The organism is Enterobacter sp. RHBSTW-00593, assembly GCF_013784105.1.
Taxonomy (GTDB): domain Bacteria; phylum Pseudomonadota; class Gammaproteobacteria; order Enterobacterales; family Enterobacteriaceae; genus Enterobacter; species Enterobacter ludwigii.
In genome coordinates, this window is sequence record NZ_CP056393.1 from 26190 (window position 1) to 47322 (window position 21133).

At 56.2% G+C, this 21133-nt stretch carries 22 protein-coding genes and 2 pseudogenes; 18 read left to right on the forward strand and 6 right to left on the reverse strand.

Features of this window, described 5'->3' with window-relative positions; translation table 11 throughout:
* Positions 1–167: 167 nt before the first annotated feature.
* Both dsdC and HV242_RS00130 read left to right on the forward strand, forming a co-directional pair.
* Entirely contained in the window at positions 168–1094 is a 927-nt protein-coding gene (dsdC, locus tag HV242_RS00125) for a DNA-binding transcriptional regulator DsdC (RefSeq protein WP_025206531.1), read from the forward strand.
* 85 nt (positions 1095–1179) lie between these two features.
* Positions 1180–2268, forward strand: a complete 1089-nt coding sequence (locus tag HV242_RS00130; protein WP_050737663.1) for a cellulase family glycosylhydrolase — start codon at positions 1180–1182, stop codon at positions 2266–2268.
* Here HV242_RS00130 and emrD read toward each other — a convergent pair.
* The 4 genes from emrD to tisB all read right to left on the reverse strand — a co-directional run bounded on the left by emrD (position 2171) and on the right by tisB (position 5027).
* The gene (gene emrD, locus HV242_RS00135) at positions 2171–3355 is read right to left on the reverse strand and encodes a multidrug efflux MFS transporter EmrD (protein WP_050737675.1); all 1185 of its coding nucleotides are present in this window, start codon (positions 3353–3355) and stop codon (positions 2171–2173) included. The two genes, HV242_RS00130 and emrD, sit on opposite strands and share 98 nt — an antisense overlap.
* A 175-nt stretch (positions 3356–3530) precedes the next feature.
* Complete coding sequence (locus HV242_RS00140) at positions 3531–4364, reverse strand: EamA family transporter (RefSeq protein ID WP_032680035.1); 834 nt, start codon at positions 4362–4364, stop codon at positions 3531–3533.
* Positions 4365–4426: 62 nt separating this feature from the next.
* Complete coding sequence (locus tag HV242_RS00145) at positions 4427–4873, reverse strand: GNAT family N-acetyltransferase (protein ID WP_014167984.1); 447 nt, start codon at positions 4871–4873, stop codon at positions 4427–4429.
* 64 nt (positions 4874–4937) lie between these two features.
* Positions 4938–5027 (reverse strand): type I toxin-antitoxin system toxin TisB, encoded by a 90-nt coding sequence (tisB, locus tag HV242_RS00150; protein ID WP_020684667.1) that lies wholly within the window; start codon positions 5025–5027, stop codon positions 4938–4940.
* A gap of 525 nt (positions 5028–5552) precedes the next feature.
* Between tisB and ivbL the strand changes: the two genes are divergently transcribed.
* From ivbL to HV242_RS00195, 9 genes are all read left to right on the forward strand, one after another.
* Positions 5553–5651 carry an ilvB operon leader peptide IvbL gene (gene ivbL / locus HV242_RS00155; protein WP_071605430.1) on the forward strand — a complete coding sequence of 33 codons (99 nt, stop codon included), beginning with the start codon at positions 5553–5555 and terminating at the stop codon, positions 5649–5651.
* A 107-nt stretch (positions 5652–5758) separates the two neighbouring features.
* The gene (gene ilvB, locus HV242_RS00160) at positions 5759–7447 is read left to right on the forward strand and encodes an acetolactate synthase large subunit (protein WP_050737662.1); all 1689 of its coding nucleotides are present in this window, start codon (positions 5759–5761) and stop codon (positions 7445–7447) included.
* Between the two features lie 3 nt (positions 7448–7450).
* Positions 7451–7738, forward strand: a complete 288-nt coding sequence (gene ilvN / locus HV242_RS00165; protein ID WP_014167986.1) for an acetolactate synthase small subunit — start codon at positions 7451–7453, stop codon at positions 7736–7738.
* Between the two features lie 73 nt (positions 7739–7811).
* Complete coding sequence (uhpA, locus tag HV242_RS00170) at positions 7812–8405, forward strand: transcriptional regulator UhpA (protein WP_014167987.1); 594 nt, start codon at positions 7812–7814, stop codon at positions 8403–8405.
* Positions 8402–9907, forward strand: coding sequence for a signal transduction histidine-protein kinase/phosphatase UhpB (gene uhpB / locus HV242_RS00175; protein WP_014167988.1), 1506 nt, complete (start codon positions 8402–8404; stop codon positions 9905–9907). The genes uhpA and uhpB overlap by 4 nt, the downstream gene beginning before the upstream one ends.
* Positions 9900–11219, forward strand: a complete 1320-nt coding sequence (gene uhpC / locus HV242_RS00180) for an MFS transporter (RefSeq protein WP_014167989.1) — start codon at positions 9900–9902, stop codon at positions 11217–11219. The genes uhpB and uhpC overlap by 8 nt, the downstream gene beginning before the upstream one ends.
* A 132-nt stretch (positions 11220–11351) precedes the next feature.
* Positions 11352–12743, forward strand: coding sequence for a hexose-6-phosphate:phosphate antiporter (uhpT, locus tag HV242_RS00185; RefSeq protein ID WP_020882733.1), 1392 nt, complete (start codon positions 11352–11354; stop codon positions 12741–12743).
* A 154-nt stretch (positions 12744–12897) separates the two neighbouring features.
* Positions 12898–13902: an alpha/beta fold hydrolase gene (locus HV242_RS00190; protein WP_050737661.1), complete on the forward strand. Its 1005-nt coding sequence runs from the start codon at positions 12898–12900 to the stop codon at positions 13900–13902.
* Positions 13903–14088: 186 nt separating this feature from the next.
* Positions 14089–14541 carry a DUF1198 domain-containing protein gene (locus HV242_RS00195; RefSeq protein WP_050737660.1) on the forward strand — a complete coding sequence of 151 codons (453 nt, stop codon included), beginning with the start codon at positions 14089–14091 and terminating at the stop codon, positions 14539–14541.
* Here the strand turns inward: HV242_RS00195 and HV242_RS00200 are convergent.
* A complete protein-coding gene (locus HV242_RS00200; protein WP_020882730.1) occupies positions 14538–15458 on the reverse strand; it encodes a LysR family transcriptional regulator in 921 nt (306 codons plus the stop codon). The two genes, HV242_RS00195 and HV242_RS00200, sit on opposite strands and share 4 nt — an antisense overlap.
* A gap of 371 nt (positions 15459–15829) precedes the next feature.
* Here HV242_RS00200 and HV242_RS00205 point away from each other — a divergent pair, with 371 nt between their 5' ends.
* The 6 genes and pseudogenes from HV242_RS00205 to HV242_RS00230 form a co-directional block, all read left to right on the forward strand.
* Positions 15830–16048 carry a hypothetical protein gene (locus HV242_RS00205; protein WP_050737659.1) on the forward strand — a complete coding sequence of 73 codons (219 nt, stop codon included), beginning with the start codon at positions 15830–15832 and terminating at the stop codon, positions 16046–16048.
* Positions 16049–16062: 14 nt separating this feature from the next.
* Positions 16063–16554, forward strand: a pseudogene (locus HV242_RS00210) (HAD family hydrolase); the annotation flags it as partial.
* 123 nt (positions 16555–16677) lie between these two features.
* Positions 16678–17898, forward strand: a complete 1221-nt coding sequence (locus tag HV242_RS00215) for an MFS transporter (RefSeq protein WP_063858526.1) — start codon at positions 16678–16680, stop codon at positions 17896–17898.
* Complete coding sequence (locus HV242_RS00220) at positions 17885–18298, forward strand: carboxymuconolactone decarboxylase family protein (RefSeq protein ID WP_025206518.1); 414 nt, start codon at positions 17885–17887, stop codon at positions 18296–18298. The genes HV242_RS00215 and HV242_RS00220 overlap by 14 nt, the downstream gene beginning before the upstream one ends.
* On the forward strand, positions 18295–18498 hold the full coding sequence (locus HV242_RS00225; protein WP_032679297.1) for a thiolase family protein: 204 nt from the start codon (positions 18295–18297) through the stop codon (positions 18496–18498). Before HV242_RS00220 ends, HV242_RS00225 begins: the two co-directional genes overlap by 4 nt.
* Positions 18468–18623, forward strand: a pseudogene (locus tag HV242_RS00230) (acetyl-CoA C-acetyltransferase); the annotation flags it as partial. The gene HV242_RS00225 and the pseudogene HV242_RS00230, both read left to right, overlap by 31 nt.
* 65 nt (positions 18624–18688) lie before the next feature.
* On the opposite strand, the gene HV242_RS00235 reads toward HV242_RS00230, so the two are convergent.
* Entirely contained in the window at positions 18689–19687 is a 999-nt protein-coding gene (locus HV242_RS00235; RefSeq protein ID WP_020882725.1) for an aldo/keto reductase, read from the reverse strand.
* Positions 19688–19894: 207 nt separating this feature from the next.
* On the opposite strand from HV242_RS00235, the gene nepI reads away from it, so the two are divergent.
* Positions 19895–21085 carry a purine ribonucleoside efflux pump NepI gene (gene nepI, locus HV242_RS00240; protein WP_044865934.1) on the forward strand — a complete coding sequence of 397 codons (1191 nt, stop codon included), beginning with the start codon at positions 19895–19897 and terminating at the stop codon, positions 21083–21085.
* Positions 21086–21133 lie beyond the last annotated feature (48 nt).

Consider the following 21133-nt stretch of genomic DNA (forward strand, 5'->3'; position numbering starts at 1 on the left):
CGAAAAATCAGCGGGTGCTGACAAACGATATAAATTGCCTTTCAGGTGAGCCAGATTGGATCAAACGCGTGACTGGACTCAAAAAAGCGCACTTAATGCGTGTTTGGTTCACATAAATTCAACTTTGAGCGGTATCCTGAGCAGCAAAAGTCTGTGTGAGAAGTGCGATGAATGACGCAAATGAAGGCCGAAACCGGCTGTTAAACGGCTGGCAGCTGTCAAAAATGTATACGTTTGAAGTGGCCGCCCGCCACGAGTCCTTCGCGCTGGCGGCGGAGGAGCTGTCGCTCAGCCCCAGTGCGGTGAGTCACCGTATCAACCTGCTGGAAGAGGAGTTAGGGATAGCGCTGTTTGTCCGCTCCCACCGTAAAGTGGAGCTGACGCAGGAGGGGAAACGCGTCTACTGGACGCTGAAATCGTCGCTGGATACGTTGAACCAGGAGATCCTGGATATCAAGAACCAGGCGCTGTCCGGCACGTTGACGGTTTACTCTCGTCCGTCGATTGCCCAGTGCTGGCTGGTGCCCATGCTCGGGGATTTCACCCGGCGTTATCCCGCGATCTCGCTGACCATCCTGACCGGCAATGAAAACGTCAATATGCAGCGAACCGGTATCGATCTGGCGCTCTATTTCGACGATACGCCGCCAGCCAATTTGACGCATCACTTCCTGATGGACGAGGCGATTTTACCCGTCTGCTCGCCGGCGTATGCCCGGGAACATGACCTGCTGAAAAACCCCGCCCACCTCAGCCACTGTACGCTCCTGCACGATCGCCAGGCCTGGAGCAACGATTCCGGTACCGACGAATGGCTCAGCTGGGCGGCACATTTTGCAGTGAACATGCCATCATCATCGGGCATTGGCTTCGATCGCTCTGATTTAGCGATTGTCGCGGCAATGAACCATGTCGGGGTCGCGATGGGGCGAAAACGGCTGGTACAAAAGCGGCTCGAACGCGGTGAGTTGATTGCACCGTTTGGGGAGAAAACGCTTAAATGCCATCAGCATTACTACATGTCGACCCTGCCAGGACGACAGTGGCCGAAAATAGATGCCTTTATTAGCTGGCTGAGAGAACTGGCTGGCTGAAGAATTATTACGCTTTGGCGCTACACCAAATGTGAAAAAGCGTGCTAAATACAGGTAATGCTTTTGATTTCTCGCAAGGTACACCGTGTTAAAGCCTTTGATTGCCACTGCGTTACTGTTCTCTTCCGGCTGGGTGATTGCCGCTGAGCCACCGCTGACGGCTGTGCTTTATGCGCAAAAGCTGGGCGTGGGGATGGACGTAGACTGGGCGCGCACCGAGCGCGGCATTCGGGAGTTCGATCCGCTGGTGGTTCGCGATTTTCGTGCGAAGGGTATCAGCCATGTGCGTATCCGCGTGGCCGATGAACCGACGGAGGCGCGGCTGATTCATCTGCGTAAGCTGGTGGAAGCCTGCGAGCAATACGGGGTGATCCCGATTATCGCTTATCAGGCCGATGAATATAAAAACGACCCGAAAGCCGAGACGGAAAAAGAGGTGATTAACTGGTGGATTGCCGTGGCGCACTACTTCGGCCAAAGCTATCCCCTGCTGGGTTTTGACCTGATTTATGAACCGGCGGACAAGCTCAACCATAACGCCGCGTCGCTTAACCGGGTTTATGAGAAAACCGTCAAAGACATTCATGCAATTGATGCTAATCGCATGATCTTCATCGCGCCACGTCTGCGGGCTGCGCCAGAGGATCTCCTCAGCCTGAAACTCCCGGCGCACAGCCAAAATTATCTGCTGGCGGAGTGGCACATTTTCCCGTGGGGTCCGCTAAAGAGTAACGGTAAATATCCGTGGACGTCCGGGACGGTGGCGGAGAAAGCGGCTATCCATAATCGCATTGCGACCGCGCTGCACTGGCAGCAAAAAACCGGTCACGTCAGCTGGGTGGGCGGCTGGGGCGTGGGTGAATCAAATCACTTCACCCCAACCGCATCGCAAATGGCGTTTGCCTCGTTTATGGCCTGCGAACTGCAAAAGACCAAAGTTCCCTACGCTATCAACGCGGATATTCAGTTTTACGACGGGGAAGAGGGCGCCTGGCGTCCAGCGCCAGAGCCGCTGCTGCAGGCCATGATCGCGCCTGTTTGTGAAAAGCCCGGCGAGAAGCCGGGCCATCATGCGGTTAAACCGGCTGCTCGTGATGGGGAACACGCGACGCCAGCGGCAGCCAGCACAGTAAAATCAGCAGCCCCATCAGCGTCATCAGCAACCCCAGACTAGCCTGGCCAGTTTGCGGCATCATCGCCGAGAGCCAGGCCAGCGCGCCGGAACCGATGTTCTGCAGTCCCCCCACCAGTGCGCCCGCCGTGCCTGCGAGGAACGGGAACGGCTCCATTGCGCCGCTGGTGGCGAGCGGGAACAGCATCCCCGCGCCGAAGAAGAACAGCGCCGCCGGGATCAGCAGCGTCCAGACGGTCATCACGCCAAACAGCCCCGGGATCCACATCATCAGACCTGCCAGCAGGCAGCTGATCACCGACTGCCACATCAGCGTTGAGAAACGCTTGTTCTGTCGGCCGGCAAACCAGGCACCAAAGAACGCGGCCGGGATGGGCAGAATAAACAGGATACTGACCACCATGCTGCTCAGGCCAAGCCCGGCACCCAGCAGCACGCCGGAGCAGGCTTCAAACACGGCAATACCCGCCAGGCCACCAACCAGCATCAGCAGATAACAGGTAAACGCGCCGTTGCCGAACAGCGTTTTATAGCTGGTGATAAGGCGGGTGCGTGGCGCGTCCGTTGGCCAGGTTTCCGGCATCCACCGCGCCATGCTGAAGGTCACAATTACGCACAGCACCAGCAGGAAAGCGTAGCAGGCACGCCAGGACCACATCGTATCGAGCAGGCCACCAATCAGCGGCGCCAGCAGCGGGCTCACCAGAATCCCCATATTTAACAAACTGTTGGCATGGCGGAGCTGGGTGCCCTGATAGAGATCGCGTGGCAGGGTTCGCGCCATCACCCCTCCGACGCCGGTGCCGACACCCTGCAGGGCGCTGGCGGCAATCAATATGGTCAGGTTATGGGTGGTAATGGCAATCACCGTCGCCACCATGAAAATGGACATACCCACCAGAATCACCGGGCGACGCCCGACGCGGTCAGACAGCGGTCCATAGAACAGCTGCGAAACGCCATAGGTCAGCAGATAAGCTGCCATTACGCTCTGTACTGCGCCCTCGCGGACGTTAAGTTCCTTTGCCATATCGGCGATCGCCGGAATGTAGATGGTTTGCGCCATCTGACCGACGGCCACCAGTAACACCAGCATCAACAATAAGTTAACGTTCCTGTGTTTTTTCATGTCGCTGAATACTTTTGCCAAAAGAGAGAAATAAAGAATAAGTGACTACGCATTCCCATAAATGCGCGAGGAATCTACCACAGAGAGATGACAAATTAAGCATTCCTGTGATGAATGTCAGAAGGGGTAAAGGCAGGATTTGTAAACAAGATCGGCAACTAATGTTGCCAGTGATTTATGCCAGGCGCAGCAGGATCGCCCCGCCCGCAATTCCTACTGCGGCCGCGATACGCAGGCCCGCAACCTTCTCTTTTAACAGCACAAATGCGATCAGCGCCCCGAAGAGGATGGATGTTTCACGCAGGGCGGCGACCACGGCTAGCGGAGCCTGGGTCATCGCCCAGAGCGCCAGCCCGTAAGAGCCCATGGTGCCGATACCCCCGAGCAGCCCTTTTTTCCAGTGCGTACGCAGGTATCTGGAGGCTTCCCGTCGGCGTGCCATCATCGCCCACAAGAGCAGGCAGAAGCCATTCATAAAGAAGGTCCACAGCGTATAGCCCAGCGCGGTGTCTGATAACCGCACGCCGGTGCCGTCGACCAGCGTATACCCGGCGATAAAGCAGGCGTTGAGCAGTGCAAGCCAGACCCCCTTACGCGACGTCATGCGGCCGTTCATGGCCATAGCCAGAATCGACAGGCAGATCACGGCGATGCCGGACCACGCGAGCCATGACAGGCTATCTCCCAGCACCAGCACGCTTATCAATGCCACCAGCAGCGGTGCCGTACCGCGCATCAGCGGATAGGTCTGGCTCATATCGGAGACCTGGTAGGTCTTTGCAACCAGCACCGTGTACACCACCTGCAGCGCGCAGGAGACCCCTAAAAACGGCCAGCTGGCAGCAGACGGCTGTGGGGAGAAGGGCAGTAATACCAGGGCGATAAACGCGGCGGAACCGCTAACGCTGATTGCTGAATAGAGCTTGTCTGTACCGGCTTTAACAATGGCGTTCCAGCTGGCATGCAGCAGCGCGGCGAACAGTAAAATGCAGAAGACGGTAATGGTCATGGCGTATCTGGCGGTGAATTGTCACTCAACTGTAACATTCACAACCTGATGCTGCCAGCCGGTCACACCGCGCAAAACAGACGGTGTGTGACCCGTGGTTCATCCGAGACCAGCGTAAAGCCCGCCTGATGATAAAACCCGTATGCAGCGTCCGGCGCGTGGGTATTGAGAAAATCAAACCAGATGCTGGCATCGGCCATTACCACAGTCAGAAGCTGCTTACCAATGCCCAGCCCGCGGCACTTCTCGCTGACGTAGAGATGACGAATGCGGCCGGCGCGCGGCTGCTGGCTAAAGGGATCGCGGTTAAGACCGCATACGCCCACCAGCTTGCCGTTCAAAAAGGCGCCCAGCAGCTTTTCGCCCGGTGCGTTAAAACGGTTTTCACCGCGCTGCCAGTTCTCTTCCAGCCGGCGCAGCATGTTGAAATTCGATGCGATACTTTCGGCCTTTAAGGCGATATAGCCAGGTTCTTCTGGCGTGACAGGCTCAATTAACAGACGCGACATAGCATTCCCTCGTTATTAAAGAGGGGCGGTTGCCCGCCCCTCTCAGGTGCGACTTGAACCTGAATCACCGAAGGTATTTCAGGACAGCATCAAGTAGTTGCAGTACAGCAACAATGAGTTTGAGGATAAGTATCACCATATCCACTACGCTCATACGCGTCTCCTTTTGGTTAAAAGGAGCACGATGCTGGCGTACCTTTCCGCCGCCTGTGACCAGCACCTGGATTGACGTAACACAGTGTGCTCACTTCAGGGGGTTAAGGCACTGACGGCACCACCCGTTTCAGCCAGGACTTCGTTGCGCCGGTAGAACTGCGGCCCCCTCGCTCACTGCGAACACCCTCAGTATAGATAAATACTGTATGCATGAACAGTATTTTTTGGACAAAATTCAGAAGGCGGTCCATACTCAAAAACGTCAAAATCCGTGCCCGAATTGCGCGTTCGTCTTCGATCGCGTATACTTTTTGCGTTGACGTAACACAGTGTGTTCTGCGGCGACCAACCGCAAAACCTCTGAAAAAAAACCTCGCTCAGGCGAGGTTTTTTGTTTTCTGCACGCAACAAACGAAACGTGATCTTCGACGCATTTTTGCGCAGATGAAAATATTTCCATTGTCATGCCCGAAAAGCTGTGTTTGTATAAATTCTATCAATAGATTCCAAACACAGGTCCCCAATGACAGCATCCATGTTCACCTCGACCCTACTAGCAACTGCGCAACCAGCCGCAGTGGTCGTCGTGCGTGTGGTGGTGGTCGTCGGCAATGCGCCGTAGGGACTGGATCAACACACGAATCCAAAACCCCGCCGGCGCAAACCGGGCGGGGTTTTTCGTTTAAGGACCCTCCCCGGAAAGTCGGCTCAGAAGAAAAGGACTGGAGCATGGCAAGTTCGGGCACAACATCCACCAAAACGCGTTTCACGGGCGCGCAGTTAATCGTTCATTTGCTGGAACGACAGGGCATCACCACGGTTGCGGGGATCCCGGGCGGCACCGTGCTGCCGCTGTATGATGCGTTAAGCCAAAGCACGCAGATTCGTCACGTTCTGGCGCGTCACGAGCAGGGCGCGGGTTTCATCGCTCAGGGTATGGCGCGTACGCAGGGCAAACCCGCGGTCTGTATGGCCTGCAGTGGCCCGGGTGCGACTAACCTGGTCACCGCTATCGCTGACGCGCGCCTGGACTCAATTCCACTGATCTGCATCACCGGCCAGGTGCCGTCCTCCATGATCGGTACCGATGCGTTTCAGGAAGTGGATACCTACGGCATCTCTATCCCCATCACTAAACATAACTATTTAGTTCGCGATATCGCCGAGCTTCCTCAGGTTATCAGCGATGCGTTCCGTATTGCGCAATCCGGCCGTCCCGGCCCGGTGTGGATAGACATTCCTAAGGATGTTCAGACCGCAGAGATCGAGATTGACGTGCTGCCGGAGCCGGGTGAACGTGCGCCAGCGCCGCAGTTCAGCGCAGAGAGCGTGCAGGCTGCAGCGGCGATGATTAACGCCGCCAGACGCCCGGTGCTTTATCTGGGTGGCGGGGCGATTAATGCCTCCGACGCGGTACGCCAGCTCGCAGAGAAAGCCAGCCTGCCCACCACCATGACCCTGATGGCGCTGGGTATGTTGCCAAAAGCGCACCCGCTGTCGCTGGGTATGCTGGGGATGCACGGCGCGCGCAGCACGAACTACATTCTGCAAGAAGCGGATTTGCTGATTGTTCTGGGTGCACGTTTTGATGACCGGGCGATTGGCAAGACCGAGCAGTTCTGCCCGAACGCCAAAATCATTCATGTGGATATCGACCGTGCCGAGCTGGGTAAAATCAAGCAGCCGCACGTGGCGATTCAGGGTGATGTTGCCGAGGTGCTGGCGCAGTTGATTCCGCAAACGAACGCTTCCGATCGCGCCGACTGGCGTCAGCTGGTTGCCGATCTGCAAAAAGAGTTCCCGGGCGCTATCCCAACCGAGGGGGACCCGCTGAGCCATTACGGGCTGATTAACGCCGTGGCCGCCTGCGTTGATGACAGCGCGATTATCACCACCGACGTGGGCCAGCACCAGATGTGGACCGCCCAGGCCTACCCGCTGAACCGTCCGCGTCAGTGGCTGACCTCGGGTGGACTGGGGACCATGGGCTTTGGCCTGCCGGCGGCAGTGGGCGCGGCGCTGGCCAATCCCGATCGCAAGGTGATCTGCTTCTCCGGTGACGGTAGCCTGATGATGAACATTCAGGAAATGGCGACGGCAGCCGAAAACCAGTTAGACGTGAAAATCATCCTGATGAACAACCAGGCGCTGGGGCTGGTGCACCAGCAGCAGAGTCTGTTCTATACGCAGGGCGTGTTTGCCGCGACCTATCCAGGAACGATTAACTTTATGCAGATTGCCGCCGGTTTTGGCCTGCATACCTGCGATTTGAACGCCGAAGCGGACCCTCATGCGGCGCTGCAGGCGGCGATTTCTCGTCCTGGCCCGGCGCTGATCCACGTGCGTATCGATCCTGAACAAAAAGTGTACCCGATGGTGCCGCCAGGTGCGGCAAATACTGAGATGGTGGGGGAATAAGCCATGCAGAAACAACATGATAACGTCATTCTGGAACTCACCGTCCGCAACCACCCTGGCGTGATGACGCACGTCTGTGGGCTCTTTGCCCGCCGCGCATTTAACGTGGAAGGTATCCTTTGTCTGCCCATCCAGGGCAGCGAGCACAGCCGCATCTGGCTACTGGTGAATGACGATCAGCGTCTGGAGCAGATGATTGCGCAGATCGATAAGCTGGAAGATGTCGAGAAAGTGGTGCGCAACCAGTCCGATCCCACCATGTTTAACAAAATTGCGGTGTTCTTCGAGTAAATAGCGCAAAGCTTGAACCCCCACGCGCTTATCGTTAAGGTAAGCGCGTTTTTTAACCCGCCAGGAACGCGCCATGACCACCATCGCCCTTATCGACGACCACCTCATCGTCCGCTCCGGATTTGCCCAGCTGCTGAACCTTGAGCCTGATTTTCAGGTGGTGGCGGAGTTCGGCTCCGGTCGTGAGGCGCTGGCAGGTTTGCCCGGGCGCGGTGTCCAGGTCTGTATCTGCGATATCTCGATGCCGGATCTCTCCGGACTCGAGCTGCTGAGCCAGTTGCCGAAAGGGATGGCGATCGTGATGCTCTCGGTCCATGACAGCCCGGCGCTGGTGGAGCAGGCACTGAACGCAGGCGCACGGGGATTTCTTTCCAAGCGCTGCAGCCCGGACGAACTGATCGCTGCCGTGCGCACGGTCTCCACCGGCGGGTGCTACCTGACGCCGGATATCGCCATCAAGCTGGCGGCAGGGCGACAAGACCCACTCACCCGACGCGAACGTCAGGTGGCAGAAAAACTGGCACAGGGGATGTCGGTGAAAGAGATTGCCGTGGACCTGGGGCTGTCGCCAAAAACCGTTCACGTTCACCGCGCTAACCTGATGGAAAAACTCGGCGTCAGTAATGACGTTGAACTGGCGCGCCGCATGTTCGACAGCTGGCAATGAACCCGCTGTTTTCACGGCTGATCGCCGTTGCTGCCAGTTTTTCCATTTTCTCCGCCGCCTGGTTCTGCCTGTGGAGCATCAGCCTGCATCTGGTTGAACGCCCGGAGCTGGCGGTGCTGCTTTTCCCGTTTGGCCTGCGTCTGGGGCTGATGCTGCAATGTCCGCGCGGTTTCTGGCCGGTACTGCTGGGCGCCGAATGGCTGATGCTGGTCTGGCTGGCGCAGGAGGTGGCGCTGGCGCACTTGCCTTTACTGGTGACGGGCAGCGTACTCACGCTGATCCCGGTGGCGCTGATCTCCCGTTACCGTCACCAGCGCGACTGGCGCACGCTGCTGCGTCAGGGGGCGGCGCTGATTGCCGCCGCGCTGTTGCAGTCCCTGCCCTGGACCGGCGAGGAGGAGATGCTTAACGCCCTTCTGCTGACGCTGACCGGCGGTCTGACGCTGGCTCCCACCTGCCTGGTTATCTGGCACTACCTCACCAGTAACGTCTGGCAGCCGCTCGGACCGGCGCTGGTCTCTCAGCCGGTAAACTGGCGCGCCCGGCATCTTATCTGGTATCTGCTGCTGTTTGCGATCAGCCTGTGGCTGCAGCTTGGCCTGCCCGATGAGCTGTCGCGCTTTACCCCGTTTTGCCTGGCGTTGCCGATTATTGCCCTTGCGTGGCACTACGGCTGGCAGGGCGCGCTGATTGCCACCCTGATGAACGCTATCGCGCTGATTGCCAGCCAGACCTGGCACGATCACCCCGTCGATTTACTGCTCTCCCTGCTGGCCCAGAGCCTGACCGGGCTGCTGCTGGGGGCCGGGATTCAGCGCCTGCGTGAACTTAACCACTCATTACAAACCGAGCTGGCGCGTAATCGCCGTCTGGCAGAACGCCTGCTGGAAACGGAAGAGAGCGTCCGGCAGGAGGTGGCCCGCGAGTTGCACGATGACATCGGCCAGACCATTACCGCCATTCGCACTCAGGCGGGCATCGTTCAGCGTCTGGCGGCCGAAAACGCCGGCGTAAAGCAGGGCGGGGCACATATCGAACAGCTCTCTCTTGGCGTGTATGACTCGGTGCGGCGACTGCTTGGCAGGCTGCGACCGCGCCAGCTGGACGACCTTACGCTTGAGCAGGCGGTACGGTCTCTGATGCGCGAGATGGAGCTGGAAAGCCGCGGGATCGTCAGCCATCTTGACTGGCGCATCAATGAATCTTTGCTGAGCGAGGGTCAGCGCGTCACGCTGTTCCGCGTCTGTCAGGAAGGGCTGAATAATATTGTTAAGCACGCGAGCGCCAGCGCGGTAACGCTGCAGGGATGGCAACAGGATGAACGCCTGATGCTGGTGATTGAAGATGATGGCTGTGGTCTGCCGCCGGGCTCCGGCCAGCTGGGTTTTGGCCTGGCGGGCATGCGTGAGCGCGTCAAGGCGTTGGGTGGTACCCTGACCATCTCCTGCACCCACGGCACGCGTGTCAGCGTCAGTTTACCGCTGAGGAGTCAGCATGTTTAAAACCCCGGCGAATGCCGCCCCGCTAAACGATAAACGTGAAATTGACGCCCGCTATCGTTACTGGCGTCGCCATATCCTGATCACCATCTGGCTGGGGTATGCGCTTTTTTACTTTACCCGCAAAAGTTTCAACGCCGCCGCGCCGGAAATCCTCGCCAGCGGGGTGATGACACGCACCGATATTGGCCTGCTGGCGACGCTGTTTTACATCACCTACGGCCTGTCGAAGTTCTTCTCCGGTATCGTCAGCGACCGCTCGAATGCCCGTTATTTTATGGGCTCTGGACTCATTGCCACCGGCGTGGTGAACATTCTGTTTGGCTTCTCCACCTCGCTCTGGGCCTTTGCGCTGCTGTGGGCGTTGAACGCCTTTTTCCAGGGATGGGGCGCGCCGGTGTGTGCCCGTCTGCTTACCGCCTGGTACTCGCGCAACGAGCGTGGCGGCTGGTGGGCTATCTGGAACACGGCGCATAACGTCGGGGGGGCGCTTATTCCGATGGTGGTTGGGGCGGCGGCGCTGCACTACGGCTGGCGCACGGGAATGATGATTGCCGGCGGGCTGGCGATCGTTGCCGGGCTGTTTCTCTGCTGGCGACTGCGTGACAGGCCACAAACCGTGGGCCTGCCCGCGGTAGGCGACTGGCGGCACGACGAGATGGAAGTCGCTCAACAGCAGGAAGGTGCAGGGCTGACGCGTAAAGAGATCCTCACCAAATATGTGCTGTTAAATCCCTATATCTGGTTACTCTCCCTCTGCTACGTGCTGGTCTACGTGGTGCGTGCGGCGATCAACGACTGGGGCAATCTGTATATGTCCGAAACCCTGGGTGTCGATCTGGTGACCGCCAACTCGGCGGTGACGATGTTCGAGCTGGGCGGCTTTATCGGCGCGCTGGTGGCGGGCTGGGGCTCGGATAAGCTCTTCAACGGTAACCGCGGGCCGATGAACCTGATCTTCGCCGCCGGGATTTTGCTTTCCGTTGGTTCGCTATGGCTGATGCCGTTTGCCAGCTACGTGATGCAGGCGGCGTGTTTCTTCACCACCGGCTTTTTCGTCTTTGGCCCGCAGATGCTGATCGGCATGGCGGCGGCGGAGTGTTCACACAAAGACGCCGCGGGGGCCGCGACGGGCTTTGTCGGGCTGTTTGCTTACCTTGGCGCATCGCTCTCCGGCTGGCCGCTGGCGCGGGTGATCGACGTCTGGCACTGGAGCGGTTTCTTCGCCGTGATCGCCATCGCGGCAGGAATTTCGGCCCTGCTGCTGCTGCCGTTCCTGCATGCGCAGGCGCCGCGCGAGGCACACGAAGCGTGATGTGCTTCACCTTTTCATCCCGAATGGCGCAAAACTAAGAAATTTTCCTGGTTTCACCTGGACGCTGTCTCAGGCGTCGCTCCCGGCTGGTTTTTACAATGCTGCAAAAATCAGCTCAGGAGTAAACCAATCATGCTGGCCTTCTTAAATCAGGTGCGCAAGCCGACCCTGGATCTGCCGCTCGATGTGCGGCGTAAAATGTGGTTCAAACCGTTCATGCAGTCTTACCTGGTGGTCTTTATCGGCTACCTGACCATGTACCTGATCCGCAAAAACTTTAACATCGCGCAGAACGACATGATCTCAACCTACGGGCTGAGCATGACGCAGCTGGGGATGATTGGCCTGGGCTTCTCCATCACTTACGGCGTGGGTAAAACCGTCGTTTCCTACTACGCGGACGGCAAAAACACCAAGCAGTTCCTGCCGTTTATGCTGATCCTCTCCGCCATCTGTATGCTCGGCTTCAGCGCCAGCATGGGCGCGGGCTCCGTCAGCCTGTTCATGATGATCGCCTTCTACGCCCTGAGCGGTTTCTTCCAGAGTACCGGCGGGTCGTGCAGTTACTCCACCATCACCAAATGGACCCCTCGCCGCAAGCGTGGTTCGTACCTCGGCATGTGGAACATCTCCCACAACCTCGGCGGGGCGGGTGCGGCAGGCGTGGCGCTGTTCGGCGCAAACTACCTGTTCGACGGCCACGTGATCGGTATGTTTATCTTCCCGTCGATTATCGCCCTGATTGTCGGCTTTATTGGCCTGCGCTACGGCAGCGACTCCCCGGAATCGTACGGCCTCGGCAAAGCCGAAGAGCTGTTCGGCGAGGAGATCAGCGAAGAGGACAAAGAGACCGAAGAAAACGAGATGTCCAAATGGCAGATCTTTGTTGAGTACGTGCTGAAAAACAAAGTGATCTGGCTGCTCTGTTTCTCCAACATCTTCCTGTACGTGGTGCGCATCGGCATCGACCAGTGGTCGACCGTGTATGCCTTCCAGGAGCTGAAGCTCTCCAAAGAAGTTGCGATTCAGGGCTTTACCCTGTTCGAAGTGGGCGCGCTGGTCGGCACGCTGCTGTGGGGCTGGCTCTCGGACCTCGCCAATGGTCGCCGCGCGCTGGTGGCCTGCGTCGCGCTGGCGCTGATTATCGCCACGCTCGGCGTCTACCAGCACGCCAGCAACCAGTACGTTTACCTGGCGTCCCTGTTCGCGCTCGGTTTCCTGGTGTTTGGTCCACAGCTGCTGATCGGCGTGGCAGCAGTCGGCTTCGTACCGAAAAAAGCGATCGGCGCTGCCGATGGAATTAAAGGCACCTTCGCCTACCTGATCGGTGACAGCTTCGCCAAGCTGGGTCTGGGTATGATCGCCGACGGCACGCCGATTTTCGGCCTCACCGGCTGGGCGGGCACCTTTGCCGCGCTGGATGCCGCCGCCATCGGCTGTATCGTCCTGATGGCGATGGTCGCGGTGCTGGAAGAACGTAAGATCCGCCGTGAAAATCGGATGCAGAAATTAAAAGTAGCCTGAGTGTGCAGGTAACTTCTTTGCCCGGTTGACCGCCGGGCTTTTTTTTACATCCCACCTTTACCCCCCTTTACAGACCCGCTCCCTGCAATGCTCTACATTTTAATTTTGCTGCCGCACCCCGCGGCTTTTGTCCGTTTTGTTATGGAGAGCTTGCATGGTAAACCGACGACTATCCTGTCTTGCGCTATTGGTGGCGCTTGCCTCCCCCGCCCTGGCGGCGGATGCGCCGACGTACGGCGAGAAGCTGGAGGGGTTTGATTACGCCTGGCCGGTTAAGCATTTCACCTTTACCTCGCAACATCAGCCGCTTGATATGGCCTATCTGGACGTTAAGCCAGAAAAACCCAACGGCCGCACCGTGGTGCTGATGCACGGTAAAAACTTCTGCGCCGGAACGTGGGAGGGGACTATCCGCGCACTTTCCGCCAGCGGATACCGCGTGGTGGCACCAGACCAGATTGGTTTTTGTAAATCCACCAAACCCGAGCATTACCAGTACACCTTCCAGCAGCTGGCGGATAACACCCACGCGTTGCTTAAGCAGCTCGGCGTCGATCGCGTGACGGTTATTGGGCACTCGACCGGCGGCATGCTGGCGACCCGCTACGCGCTGATGTGGCCGCAGGAAGTGGAACAGCTGGTGATGGTTAACCCGATTGGTTTAGAAGACTGGAAAGCCCGCGGCGTACCGCATATTACGGTCGATCAGTGGTATCAGCGTGAACTTAAAACCAGCGCCGATGGTATTCGTCAGTACGAGAAAAATACCTACTATGCCGGGGAGTGGAAGCCGGAGTATGAGCGTTGGGTGACGATGCTGGCCGGGCTGAACAATGGGCCGGGCAAAACGCGTGTCGCCTGGAACTCAGCCCTGCTTTACGACATGATTTATACCCAGCCGGTGATCTACGAATTTGGTGAACTGAAGATGCCGGTATTATTGATGATCGGCACCAAAGACAACACCGCCATCGGGAAAGACCTCGCCCCGCCGGCGATCCGCAAGACGCTGGGCAACTATGCAGTACTGGGTAAGGAGACGGAAAAACGCATTCCGCATGCGACGCTGGTTGAGTTTAACGACATGGGCCATGCGCCGCAGATGCAGGACCCTCAGCGCTTCCATGACGCGCTGCTGAAAGGGCTGCAGGTACGTTGACCGGTCTAAAGCAACAGCCCCGCAGCCCGTTCTGCGCGGGCTGTCTTCCGCGCACTACTCGCCAGCACACGTGGCGCTGCCCTCATAACGATTTTCCACCTTTTTTCACTGCACTATTATGGCCTTGCCCGCTGTCGACGCCGCGCGTTTCCCGCTATGATGAGCGGCTGACGTAGAGGAGAACGCATGGTCTGGATAATGCTGGCAACGCTTGCCGTGGTGTTTGTGGTGGGATTTCGGGTCCTGACCTCAGATTCACGTCGCGCAATTAAACGCCTGAGCGAGCGGCTGGGGATCACCCCGGTTCCTGTAGAATCGATGATCGACCAGTTCGGAAAAACGCCCGGCAATGAGTTTATCCGCTACCTTGAACGCCCGGACGAGGCGCATCTGCAAAACGCGGCGCAGGTGCTGCTGATCTGGCAGGTCTGCATTGTCGACGGCAGTGAAGAGAATTTGCTTGCCTGGCACCGCATGCTGCGTAAAGCCCGTCTGGCCGCGCCGATCACGGACGCGCAGGTCCGTCTGACGCTGGGTTTTATGCGTGAAATGGAGCCCGATCCGCAGGAGCTAAACGCCTTCCAGTTACGCTATAACCAGCTTTTCCTGGCGGAAGAGGGCGTGTTTTACCTGCATTAAGCCGTTTTCCCGCATAACACATTCTGTGCGTTAAGGATCTCCTCTCTATTTTCATTGAGGCGAGTGGCGGCATAGATATCTATGTTTAACCTTTTTGCCTCGGCGTCCGTGAGTTCACGGTAGCAAAGTCCTTCCTGATTAAAGGTGCATTTCGACTGAGGCAGCAGCGCAAATCCTTTCCCTCTTGCGATACGGCTTAGCATCACAAGGGTATCATCCGGCTCTTTTATCCGCTTCAGCGGCGTTTTCAGCGTATCAAAGTAGCTTTCGCATTTGTCGTAAAATGACGGGTTGGCACTTCTGGAAAACCAGAAAATGGGAAGATCGCTAATATCCTCCAGCGCGACTTTCTCTTTCAGGCTGGCAGGATGTAAAGAGGGCATTGCGATGAGCAACGGTTCCTGGCAGACCCAGCGGTATTGAACAATGTCTTCATGACCCGTTCCTTTTTCACCGGTCAGCACCAGATCCAGCATGTTTTTAGACAAGCTTTGCAGCAGTTGGGCTGACGTCAGGTCCGGCGTTTCGACATCATCTCCCGCGTTCATTTTGTGAAGCTGGGTATTCACGGGTTCAATATATTCAAAATTAAGGGTCCGTGTGAGTCCAATACGCAGGCTCGTTTCAGAAGAGAGAGGATCTTCTTTTAGGTTACTGATGTCTTTGAGTATTTTTTCAGCCTGAACAACCAGCGCACGGCCTGCTTCTGTGAGGCTAACGTCATGCGTGTTGCGGCTGAACAACTGACGTTTCAGAACCGCTTCAAGGCATTTTATCTGACGCGTCAATGGCGGTTGAGTCATGCGTAGGCGTTCGGCAGCCTTACGGAAGTTCAGTTCATGTGCGACAGCGAGAAAGCATTGTAATTGTTTGATACTGGGCAGGTTATTGCTGATTAAATGTTCTGCTGTGGCCATACGTGGGTCCTGAATGCGAAAAGGTATTTCGTCTTTTTTCCATTTCGATATTACACGCTAAATGCGGGCAGTAAACCCATTTCAACAGTAATACCAAAAATATATTACAAATTTAACAATTCCAATTGTTTCCTATATTGATAAATTTCTACCCGAATCCTCACTCAATCAATATTCGGAGTAATTATGTCGTCTAAATATGTACTGGTGTCACGCTTCCCGTTAAAAAATACTTTTACAGAGAAAGACTTTACCTCCTTAAAAAGCAATGAAAACGTTCGCTAGTTTTCCTGTGAAGAAACGGTGTTAATGAACTGCTGGAACTGCGCGCTTTCAATGACATTAAAGAAATTGCGTGTGCTGAGAGTGAAATGGAATCCATGTTCCATCGTTTCTCTGCTGTTCTTTCTGCCGATATTCGTCGCGAACTGCTTAAGTTTGTTGAATCCCCAATCGATAATAAAAAGAGTTTACCCGAATCTAATTATATTCAGTTTCGTCACGTTGAGGTGCCCGCCCATAACTATCAGCAGTATCGTCAGTGGCGCGATGAAACCACGCCGCATTTTTTGACGTTGATGAGACGCTAATAAATATTAAAAGCATGTTTGATTTCTATGACTTCTGGTGCAGGGAAAATAATCAAAACGATCGTCTTCAACGCTATATGTCTCGCTTTCGCGTCGACGTAAAAAACGGTGTGCCAGGGGAGACGCTGAACAGAGAGTATTATCGCCAGTTTAAAGGTGTGTCTTGTCGTTATCTGGAAGAAATGGGCCATGAATGGTTCAGGCGTAAGCCAGAAAACGAATTTTTTATTGAGAGTGCCGTTTCAGCACTTAAAAGCCATCAGAGACAGAACATGTACACCGTATTTATATCGGGCTCTATGCTTCCAATTCTGTCACCCATTGCGAAATATCTTGGGGTAACGGACATACTCTGTGCTCCGTTAATAATAAATGACGCAGGCGAGTTGACGGGGGAAATCGGCCTGCCCCAAACAATTGGAGCGGGTAAAAAAGACGCCCTGATGACGTTTTGCCGGGATAAGGAGATTAATCCGGCGGATTGTTATGCCTATGGTGACGATCTTTCGGATATTCCAATGCTCGAAGCCATTGGGCATCCCGTCTGTGTGGGAGAGCATTCCGCGCTTACCCGATATGCAGCAGAAAAAAATTGGCACATTATTTCAACCATTATTGAGGTAAGTAGTATGACTTCAGAACTCTCTCCGCAAAATATGACGTTAAGGTCATGGCTTGCGTTATTCATTCTGGCTATTTCAACGTTTACTATTGTCACTACCGAACTGGCGCCGGTCGGATTATTAACGCCAATCGCAGAGGGATTACGGTCTTCGGAATCCGCGGTGGGCATGACCGTGTCGCTTTATGCCTGGGTGGGGGCGTTGAGTGCGCTGTTTGCCTCCGTCTTTTTAGGCAATGTGGCTAAGAAGCGGCTTTTACTCGTGCTCACCGTGGTGCTTCTGATCTCTAACGTCATGGCCGCGACGGTAAACACCTACGGAATGCTGCTTAGTGCCCGCGTGCTGGGCGCGCTTGCTCACGGTGCATTCTGGGCGATGATAGGCGCAACGGCGGTTGCCATGGTTCCTGCCAGATATATTGGTGCGGCGACGTCAATCGTATTTGGTGGCGTTTCCGCAGCAAGCGTTTTTGGCGTACCGGTTTCCAACTACATTGGTATCCACTTCGGCTGGCGGCAGGCATTTTGGCTGATGGCTGCGCTGAGCGTAATTGCCTTTGTGGGTATTAGCGTGCTTGTTCCCCAGATCGCAAGCAAAAGCGCGCTTGGCCTGGATGCGCTTAAGGGCGTGCTGAAATCGTCTACCCTGTGGAAAATTTACTCAGCAACCCTGCTGGCTGTTACGGCGCACTTTGCCGCCTTTACGTACATTGAACCCTGGCTTCACACGCAGAGTTTACTGTCCACCGCCTTTATTCCCGCCGTGCTTTTTGTTTACGGCATCGCGGGTCTGGCCGGTAATTTCCTGACCGGCGTGATGATTGATAAGTATCTCAAGCTGACGGTTTCGCTGTCTGTACTGCTGATCTGTGCAGTGCTGCTGTTCCTGGGCCTGTCAGGTTCCTCGCTCTCTGCTGCGCTGATATTCACCAGCATGATTATCTGGGGCGTTGCCGTGTCAGGAATATTTGTCGGCTTCCAGACGTGGGTTTTACGTATGGCTGAAGATAAAGCCTTCCCGGCCTCCGCAATCTACGTTTCGTTTTTCAATACCGCCATTGGTATCGGCGCGTCGGTCGGTGCCTGGATGGTTTCATCATTTTCAATGCCGCTCCTGTATATCGTCGCCGGCACGGCTATCGGCCTGTCCGTTCTGCTTGTCGCGGTTATTCCTGCAACCTTGACCGCAAAACAATCCCATATGGAGAAATCTTATGAGTCAAATTAATGACCGCACGCGCTATGGCAGAGAGATCATGGACCGTCTTGAAGCAGGGCTCGCGGATAAAGTCACCCGCCGCCTGAGCGAACTGGACCCGGGCCTGCCCGCCCTGATAACCGACTATGCGTTCGGGGATGTGGTGGGACGTCCGGGACTGGAGCTCAAAACGCGCGAAATGCTGACTGTCGCCTCGCTTGTGACGCTGGGTAATGCTATGCCGCAGCTGGAACTGCACATGAGAGGCGCGCTCAACACCGGCGTGACGCCGGAAGAGCTGCTTGAAATTGTGATACAGATGGCGGTGTATGCCGGCGTTCCCGCCTGTATGAACGGTCTTACCGCCTACCGCGCGGCAATCGCTGCGACGGGTCATACGTTGCCGGGACTGAAAGGGAGTGACGCATGAGCGAGGTTGTCATTATTGCAGCCCGCCGCACGGCGACGGGCGCATTTCTGGGCGCGCTTGCGGAGCATTCCGCCGCTGACCTGGGAAGCTGGGTCATTCAGGCGCTCCTGAAAGAATCTGGCGTAGAGGCCAGTGATATCTCTCAGGTCATTATGGGTCAGGTTCTTACGGCGGGGCAATCGCGCTTGGGCATGCGATAGGCGCATCCGGCTGCCGGATTGTGGTGACGCTGGTTCATGCCCTGGTCCGTAATGACGGCAAGTGTGGCGTCGCCGCGCTGTGCGTAGGTGGTGGGGAAGGCGTCGCGCTGAGCGTTTATCGCTAACGGCACGGCGTATCCGAAATAAAAAAACCGGGAAAACCCGGTTTTTTTATTTTCTTGATGAGGTATCAGGCGTTCACGCCCTTCATACCCTCGGCAGAATAGCGATCGCCTTTAATCGCTATCCGGCGATGCAGGTTGTTCAATGATTCAATATCGCTCTTCTCAAGCTCAATGTTGGCAGCGCGCGCGTTCTCGGCCAGATAGCCGGTGTGCTTAGTGCCCGGGATGGGAACCAGCCGATCGTATTGCGCTAACAGCCAGGCAAGGGCAATCTGACCCGCGGTACAGCCGTATTTCGCCGCCAGCGGGTGGATGACATCGAGCAGCTGGCGATTATGATCGAGGCTGGACTGCATAAAGCGCTCGTTATTTTTACGGAAATCACCCTCTGCAAATTCGCTATTGTTCAGGTATTTTCCCGTCAGGAAGCCTCTGCCAAGAGGCGAGTAGGGCACCAGACCAATGCCTAACGCTTTCACGACCGGCAGAATGCTTTCCTCGATATCGCGTGTCCACAGAGAATATTCCGTTTGCAGCGCGGTGACCGGATGTACCGCATGGGCCCGTTGCAGCGTTGACGCCGACACTTCGCAAAGGCCTATGTGGTTGATCTTGCCCTCTTTCACAAGGGTGCGCAGACAATCCATACTCTCTTCGACCGGGGTGGTGTTACTCAGTCTGTGTAGATAAAAGAGGTCGATTCGCTCCACGCCAAGCCGCTTGAGGGACTCATTACAGCAGCGGATGATATAGTCAGGCGTATTGTTGATGGTGCGGGCATAAGACTCGTCGGGAGAGCGATCGATGCCGCATTTCGTGGCTATTTTGAACTGCTCGCGAGTGCTTTTATCCAGCCCGGCAAGAAAATGACCGATTAGTCTTTCATTATGACCACGACCATATAAATTTGCGGTATCAATAAACGTCACGTTCAGATCGATGAGGCTATGCAATACCCGCAGCGAGGCGTTGTCATCAGTCTGGCCATAAAATTCACTCAGCCCCATGGCACCGTAACCGACGGCACTGACGGTAAGATTTTGAGATAAATTACGTGTTTTCATAGTTTCTCCTTTTCAGACGCTATGATTGTTTCACCTCAAATGTGGATACTGAATTTTCATTTTCGTTATGCAGAAAAGGTATCAGTCGACGACGCGCTCTCTCCAGGCTCATTAAAAACGACAAAAGTTGTCAAATCGTTAAATCCGTCACACTTTTGATGATAAACTGCGCGACTTTTCCGCACGTTTTTATCTTCAGGTGACGCCATGACAGAACACATTCAGCCCACACCCAGACCGCAGACCCAGGAGGTCACTCGCCCCAACTGGTCGGCGGTTTTCTCCGTGGCATTTTGCGTTGCCTGCCTGATTACCGTTGAGTTTCTGCCGGTGAGCCTGCTGACGCCGATGGCGCAGGATCTGGGCATTTCCGAAGGGGTGGCGGGGCAGTCCGTCACCGTGACCGCCTTTGTGGCGATGTTCGCGAGCCTGTTTATTACCCAGGTGATCGGCACCATCGACCGCCGTAAAGTGGTCATTCTGTTCAGCGTGCTGCTGACGCTCTCCTGCCTGCTGGTCTCTTTTGCCAATAACTTCACCCTGCTGCTGCTGGGTCGCGCCTGCCTGGGGTTGGGATTAGGTGGCTTCTGGGCAATGTCGGCCTCGCTCACCATGCGTCTGGTTCCCGCGCGCACCGTGCCGAAAGCCCTCTCCGTGATCTTTGGTGCTGTTTCGATTGCGCTGGTCATTGCTGCGCCGTTGGGCAGTTTCCTTGGCGGGATCATCGGCTGGCGTAACGTCTTTAACGCTGCCGCGGTGATGGGGGTGCTTTGCATTCTCTGGGTCTGGAAAGCGCTGCCGTCCTTACCGGGGGAAGCGGCACACCATAAACAGAATATGTTCAGCCTGCTGAAGCGCCCGGGCGTGCTGGCGGGGATGACCGCCATCTTTATGGCATTTGCCGGACAGTTTGCCTTTTTCACCTATATCCGCCCGGTATTCATGAACATGGCCGGGTTTGATGTGGATGGCCTGACGCTGGTGCTCCTGAGCTTCGGTATCGCCAGCTTTGTCGGCACCTCGCTGTCGTCCGCGTTCCTGAAGCGTTCCCTGAAAGTGGCGCTGGCGGGCGCGCCGCTGGTGCTGGCAATTAGCGCTGCGGTGTTGGTGCTGTGGGGCAGCGATAAGTGGGTTGCGTCGGCGATTGCGATTATCTGGGGCTTTGCTTTTGCGCTGGTGCCGGTGGGCTGGTCGACGTGGATCACCCGCTCGCTCGCCGATCAGGCGGAAAAAGCCGGGTCGATTCAGGTCGCGGTGATCCAGCTGGCGAACACCTGCGGTGCGGCGATCGGCGGCGTTGCGCTGGACCATCTGGGGCTGACGTCACCGCTGGTGATTTCCGGTACGCTGATGCTGCTGACCGCGCTGCTGGTGGCGGGGAAGGTTAAGGCGAAGTAATGCTTTTCTCCCTCTCCCGTGGGAGAGGGATGGGGTGAGGGCATCAGG

Excerpts from the sequence above, each read along its gene's own strand:
- dsdC (WP_025206531.1), top strand. The coding sequence starts at position 168 with ATGAATGACGCAAATGAAGGCCGAAACCGGCTGTTAAACGGCTGGCAG.
- emrD (WP_050737675.1), bottom strand. The coding sequence starts at position 3,355 with ATGAAAAAACACAGGAACGTTAACTTATTGTTGATGCTGGTGTTACTG.
- HV242_RS00140 (WP_032680035.1), bottom strand. The coding sequence starts at position 4,364 with ATGACCATTACCGTCTTCTGCATTTTACTGTTCGCCGCGCTGCTGCAT.
- HV242_RS00145 (WP_014167984.1), bottom strand. The coding sequence starts at position 4,873 with ATGTCGCGTCTGTTAATTGAGCCTGTCACGCCAGAAGAACCTGGCTAT.
- tisB (WP_020684667.1), bottom strand. The coding sequence starts at position 5,027 with ATGAGCGTAGTGGATATGGTGATACTTATCCTCAAACTCATTGTTGCT.
- ivbL (WP_071605430.1), top strand. The coding sequence starts at position 5,553 with ATGACAGCATCCATGTTCACCTCGACCCTACTAGCAACTGCGCAACCA.
- ilvB (WP_050737662.1), top strand. The coding sequence starts at position 5,759 with ATGGCAAGTTCGGGCACAACATCCACCAAAACGCGTTTCACGGGCGCG.
- ilvN (WP_014167986.1), top strand. The coding sequence starts at position 7,451 with ATGCAGAAACAACATGATAACGTCATTCTGGAACTCACCGTCCGCAAC.
- uhpA (WP_014167987.1), top strand. The coding sequence starts at position 7,812 with ATGACCACCATCGCCCTTATCGACGACCACCTCATCGTCCGCTCCGGA.
- uhpB (WP_014167988.1), top strand. The coding sequence starts at position 8,402 with ATGAACCCGCTGTTTTCACGGCTGATCGCCGTTGCTGCCAGTTTTTCC.
- uhpC (WP_014167989.1), top strand. The coding sequence starts at position 9,900 with ATGTTTAAAACCCCGGCGAATGCCGCCCCGCTAAACGATAAACGTGAA.
- uhpT (WP_020882733.1), top strand. The coding sequence starts at position 11,352 with ATGCTGGCCTTCTTAAATCAGGTGCGCAAGCCGACCCTGGATCTGCCG.
- HV242_RS00190 (WP_050737661.1), top strand. The coding sequence starts at position 12,898 with ATGGTAAACCGACGACTATCCTGTCTTGCGCTATTGGTGGCGCTTGCC.
- HV242_RS00195 (WP_050737660.1), top strand. The coding sequence starts at position 14,089 with ATGGTCTGGATAATGCTGGCAACGCTTGCCGTGGTGTTTGTGGTGGGA.
- HV242_RS00200 (WP_020882730.1), bottom strand. The coding sequence starts at position 15,458 with ATGGCCACAGCAGAACATTTAATCAGCAATAACCTGCCCAGTATCAAA.
- HV242_RS00205 (WP_050737659.1), top strand. The coding sequence starts at position 15,830 with ATGGAATCCATGTTCCATCGTTTCTCTGCTGTTCTTTCTGCCGATATT.
- HV242_RS00215 (WP_063858526.1), top strand. The coding sequence starts at position 16,678 with ATGACTTCAGAACTCTCTCCGCAAAATATGACGTTAAGGTCATGGCTT.
- HV242_RS00220 (WP_025206518.1), top strand. The coding sequence starts at position 17,885 with ATGAGTCAAATTAATGACCGCACGCGCTATGGCAGAGAGATCATGGAC.
- HV242_RS00225 (WP_032679297.1), top strand. The coding sequence starts at position 18,295 with ATGAGCGAGGTTGTCATTATTGCAGCCCGCCGCACGGCGACGGGCGCA.
- HV242_RS00235 (WP_020882725.1), bottom strand. The coding sequence starts at position 19,687 with ATGAAAACACGTAATTTATCTCAAAATCTTACCGTCAGTGCCGTCGGT.
- nepI (WP_044865934.1), top strand. The coding sequence starts at position 19,895 with ATGACAGAACACATTCAGCCCACACCCAGACCGCAGACCCAGGAGGTC.